Here is a 3,168-nt window from a genome sequence, read left to right on the forward strand (position 1 = left end):
GCACAGGACATTTCTGGGAAAGACGGTATTTTTCCGATGGCTTCCCTCCTTCAGACAAAGAAAGGGCATTAAATACCTTACGTTACATTCACGGAAACCCGAAAGCTGCCAAAATGCGTTCGACTTTTTTCTATGATTTCAGTAACTACGGTAGTTATGAACGCTTAACTGATGATGGCTTAACTCAATGGCATCCTGCTTTTCTTAAACTTGGTGACAGCTTAGAAGAATGCGCCAGAAAGTACAAAGGCTTTTGCCAGAAGTACAAGCCAAAGGAGAAGAAGACCCCAACCCGATCACACTGGGGAAGTAAGCTATTGGCACGGGTTCATCTCCCTGAACCTAAGTCTTCTAGCACTCGTGAGTCAAGGAAAAGGGGTACCGAGAAGAGAAACAACCTCTGCTTCCCTGCTCCCTCTCTCCCTGCTTCTTCACCGATGCCCGGTATCCGAAACTCCCGAATTAACTAGGATTGTACGTCAATTCCTTGAGGCTAACCGTGCGCCTTGGCAAGGAGAAAAAGACTTTTGACCTGATTTGAGGTTCGTGCTAGAATCAAGGGGACTACTCTGCGTCGTCTCCCGCAAAAGGATGACGTATAGTATACCTCCATAGGGGAGCGATCGCATTGCCATCACGAGAGACGGTAGCGGTATTTTCCCGTTGGACAGGAGCAGCGTTACGAGGGGTCAGTTTTTTGGTTTTCATGGGGTAAATTCTCCAATGATGTTAATTAATTTAATTAACCGGCCTTGACATCTTCTTGTCAATAGTTTTTTGTGAAGTTTTTGTGAAGTTTTTGTTGAGTTTTTGTTAAGTTTAGATCAGCTTAAATTTCCCGAAGCAAACTCCCAGCCGATGCTACTGGGGAGCGGGGAAGAATGACACCCTTAGATTGATGCGATCGCTTTTTTTAATCAAGATCAAACATAGCATCTAAATCTCTATATCCACTAACTACTCTTGCGATTTCAATTCCGTTTTCAAGAGGGAAATAAAAGATTAGATAATCTTCTACAGGAAAACTTCGTAATCTAGGGATTAACTCATCGCGCCTACGTCCCAGATTGGGGAATTTAGCTAATTTTTTACAAGCCTGTTGGATTTTTTCTTTTAAAATTCTAGCAGCTTGCGGATTTTTCCCAGCCAAGTAACTATTAACTTGCTTTAAATCCAATCTAGCTGAGGGTGAGAAAATAATCTTTGACATTATTTCTGACTCATCGGGAAACCCTTAGCCTCTATTTGTTGTAAATCCTCTTCTAATTCTGAAAAAACCTCTTCGGCATTAATTCCTTCCTGTCGTCTTAATTCCTCAACGCCAATCATAACTTCCCGTTTCAATTCTTCAAATCTTCCTCGGTAAATTCTGTCTCTTTCTGCCAATAAACTCAATCCCTCTTGAATAACGGCTAAATCATCTTGATATTTGCCTGTTTTCATTTGTTGAGCAATCAAATCTTCTATTTCTGGTGTCAGTTGGATAGTGTTCATCGCTTCTCCTGATTACCTTTATATCATCCTAATCGAGTATTATAGCGCAGACTTTTTAGCATCTTATATTTTTAACAGATTTTCGGGTTTATCTCCCTGAATCTAAGTCTTCTAGCACCCGTGAGTCAAGGAAAAGGGGAACCGAGAAGAGCAAAAACCTGTACTCCCCTGCTCCCTCTCTCCCCTGACCCCTTGCTTCTCCACCGTCAATTACAAGGAAGCAACCGTGCGCCTTGGCAAGGAGAAAAAGACTTTTGACCTGATTTGAGGTTCGCGCTAGAATCGGGGGGACTACTCTGCGTCGTCTCCCGCAAACGGCACTTCGTACCACTCTTTACAATTTCCCTCCCCATCCTCTTGCACACAAAAAGTTCCCCAATCAAGTTGAATGATCGCATTACCATCGCGAGAGACGGTAGCGGTATTTTTCCGTTGCACAGGAGCAGCATTGCGGGGTGTCAGTTTTTTGGTTTTCATGGGGTAAATCCTCCAATGATGTTAATTAATTTAATTAAGCGGCCTTGACATCTTCTCGTCAATAGTTTTCCGTGAAGTTTTTGTGAAGTTTTTGTGAAGTTTTGTTAAGTTTAGCTCTGATCAGCTTAAATTTCCGGAAGAAAATTCTCTGGTGAATCAAGGAAAAGGGGTACCCAGAAGATAAACAACCTCTGCTCCCCTGCTCCCCCTCTCCTCTGCTCCCGGTGCTTCTCCAGTAACCGCTCAATGCTCGAAATCTTTATATAATAAGAATTATACAAGACTTGTCACACCCCCCAGCAAATTACCTGATCGATCAAATCTTGACTGATGCCAAAAAAATCAGAGAATTGAAACAAATGCTCAAAAAAGCTGGATTTATTGATTTTCCGGGAAAAGGCAGTCACAACCATTGGTTACACCCTCTATATGCAGGGAAAATCACTCTCTCGGGAAAAGACGGAGCGGATGCTAAACGTTACCAAGAACAAGAAGTCAAAAATGCCATTGAAGAGGTCAGGAGAAAAGAAGATGAAAAAACTTAAATATAGAATAGTGATTCAGTGGTCTGATGAAGACAATTGTTATCTAGTTGGCTTACCCGACTTTCCAGGTCAAAAATGGCGAACTCATGGTAATACTTATGCTGAATCAGTGAAAAATGCTGAAGAAGTCCTAGAATCTCTGATGGAACTTTATCAGAAATTAGGAGAATCTTTACCTGAGCCTGAAATAAATAAAAAGAGAGAAATTTTGCAAAAATAAACCTTGATAAGGGAATTGATGATCATCGCATTGGTAGCCAAAAAGTTTTAATTGTTTTGATTGGCAATAAATTGACAAACAATCTCAAATTTTAGATTTAATTCCCGCGCAATTTGTTCTTCGTTAAGTCCCAACCTAATCAGAAGAGGAATTGTTTCAAGTTTTCCTTCTTCTTCAGCTTCTTGATAAAACTTGGTTTGTTTCCATTCAGTGAGATTAAACATAGCTTCTAACTCCTAGCGAATTTTCTGCGGAAATTTGTAGATAATAATCTTCTCGATTAACTCGATAACATTTCTTTGAGTATTAGGGTCAATAACCTGTTGGTGAGTTTGCTTAATCAGTGATTGAACTTGTTTTGGTGCTTTTTTGGCGCTGATGAGGATAAACTAGAGGATACTGATCCCAAGAGATGATAGATGGGATAACTTG

Annotated in this window: 9 protein-coding genes and 1 pseudogene; 4 read left to right on the forward strand and 6 right to left on the reverse strand. The window is 40.8% G+C overall.

The window, feature by feature from the left end; genetic code table 11:
- A pseudogene (locus MICAI_RS27360) lies at positions 1-470 on the forward strand (hypothetical protein); the annotation flags it as partial.
- Positions 471-564: 94 nt separating this feature from the next.
- Here MICAI_RS27360 and MICAI_RS24500 read toward each other — a convergent pair.
- The 3 genes from MICAI_RS24500 to MICAI_RS19195 form a co-directional block, all read right to left on the reverse strand.
- Positions 565-708 carry an anacyclamide/piricyclamide family prenylated cyclic peptide gene (locus tag MICAI_RS24500; RefSeq protein WP_008206072.1) on the reverse strand — a complete coding sequence of 48 codons (144 nt, stop codon included), beginning with the start codon at positions 706-708 and terminating at the stop codon, positions 565-567.
- Between the two features lie 205 nt (positions 709-913).
- On the reverse strand, positions 914-1,210 hold the full coding sequence (locus tag MICAI_RS19190; protein ID WP_008206074.1) for a type II toxin-antitoxin system RelE/ParE family toxin: 297 nt from the start codon (positions 1,208-1,210) through the stop codon (positions 914-916).
- The gene (locus MICAI_RS19195; protein ID WP_008206077.1) at positions 1,210-1,494 is read right to left on the reverse strand and encodes a ribbon-helix-helix domain-containing protein; all 285 of its coding nucleotides are present in this window, start codon (positions 1,492-1,494) and stop codon (positions 1,210-1,212) included. Before MICAI_RS19195 ends, MICAI_RS19190 begins: the two co-directional genes overlap by 1 nt.
- 120 nt (positions 1,495-1,614) lie before the next feature.
- Here MICAI_RS19195 and MICAI_RS26575 point away from each other — a divergent pair, with 120 nt between their 5' ends.
- Positions 1,615-1,752 carry a hypothetical protein gene (locus tag MICAI_RS26575; RefSeq protein WP_002802526.1) on the forward strand — a complete coding sequence of 46 codons (138 nt, stop codon included), beginning with the start codon at positions 1,615-1,617 and terminating at the stop codon, positions 1,750-1,752.
- A 33-nt stretch (positions 1,753-1,785) separates the two neighbouring features.
- Here the strand turns inward: MICAI_RS26575 and MICAI_RS19200 are convergent, their stop codons facing one another.
- Positions 1,786-1,971: an anacyclamide/piricyclamide family prenylated cyclic peptide gene (locus MICAI_RS19200; RefSeq protein WP_008206080.1), complete on the reverse strand. Its 186-nt coding sequence runs from the start codon at positions 1,969-1,971 to the stop codon at positions 1,786-1,788.
- 359 nt (positions 1,972-2,330) lie between these two features.
- Here MICAI_RS19200 and MICAI_RS19205 point away from each other — a divergent pair, with 359 nt between their 5' ends.
- Both MICAI_RS19205 and MICAI_RS19210 read left to right on the forward strand, forming a co-directional pair.
- The gene (locus MICAI_RS19205; protein ID WP_039900533.1) at positions 2,331-2,516 is read left to right on the forward strand and encodes a type II toxin-antitoxin system HicA family toxin; all 186 of its coding nucleotides are present in this window, start codon (positions 2,331-2,333) and stop codon (positions 2,514-2,516) included.
- A complete protein-coding gene (locus MICAI_RS19210; RefSeq protein ID WP_002797455.1) occupies positions 2,503-2,736 on the forward strand; it encodes a type II toxin-antitoxin system HicB family antitoxin in 234 nt (77 codons plus the stop codon). Before MICAI_RS19205 ends, MICAI_RS19210 begins: the two co-directional genes overlap by 14 nt.
- Before the next feature lie 47 nt (positions 2,737-2,783).
- On the opposite strand, the gene MICAI_RS27365 is transcribed toward MICAI_RS19210, so the two are convergent.
- Both MICAI_RS27365 and MICAI_RS27370 read right to left on the reverse strand, forming a co-directional pair.
- The gene (locus tag MICAI_RS27365) at positions 2,784-2,960 is read right to left on the reverse strand and encodes a hypothetical protein (protein ID WP_008206083.1); all 177 of its coding nucleotides are present in this window, start codon (positions 2,958-2,960) and stop codon (positions 2,784-2,786) included.
- 12 nt (positions 2,961-2,972) lie between these two features.
- Positions 2,973-3,122 (reverse strand): DUF2887 domain-containing protein, encoded by a 150-nt coding sequence (locus MICAI_RS27370; protein ID WP_306343236.1) that lies wholly within the window; start codon positions 3,120-3,122, stop codon positions 2,973-2,975.
- Positions 3,123-3,168: the final 46 nt, after the last annotated feature.

Origin of the sequence: Microcystis sp. T1-4 (assembly GCF_000297435.1) — a bacterium.
Taxonomy (GTDB): Bacteria; Cyanobacteriota; Cyanobacteriia; order Cyanobacteriales; family Microcystaceae; genus Microcystis.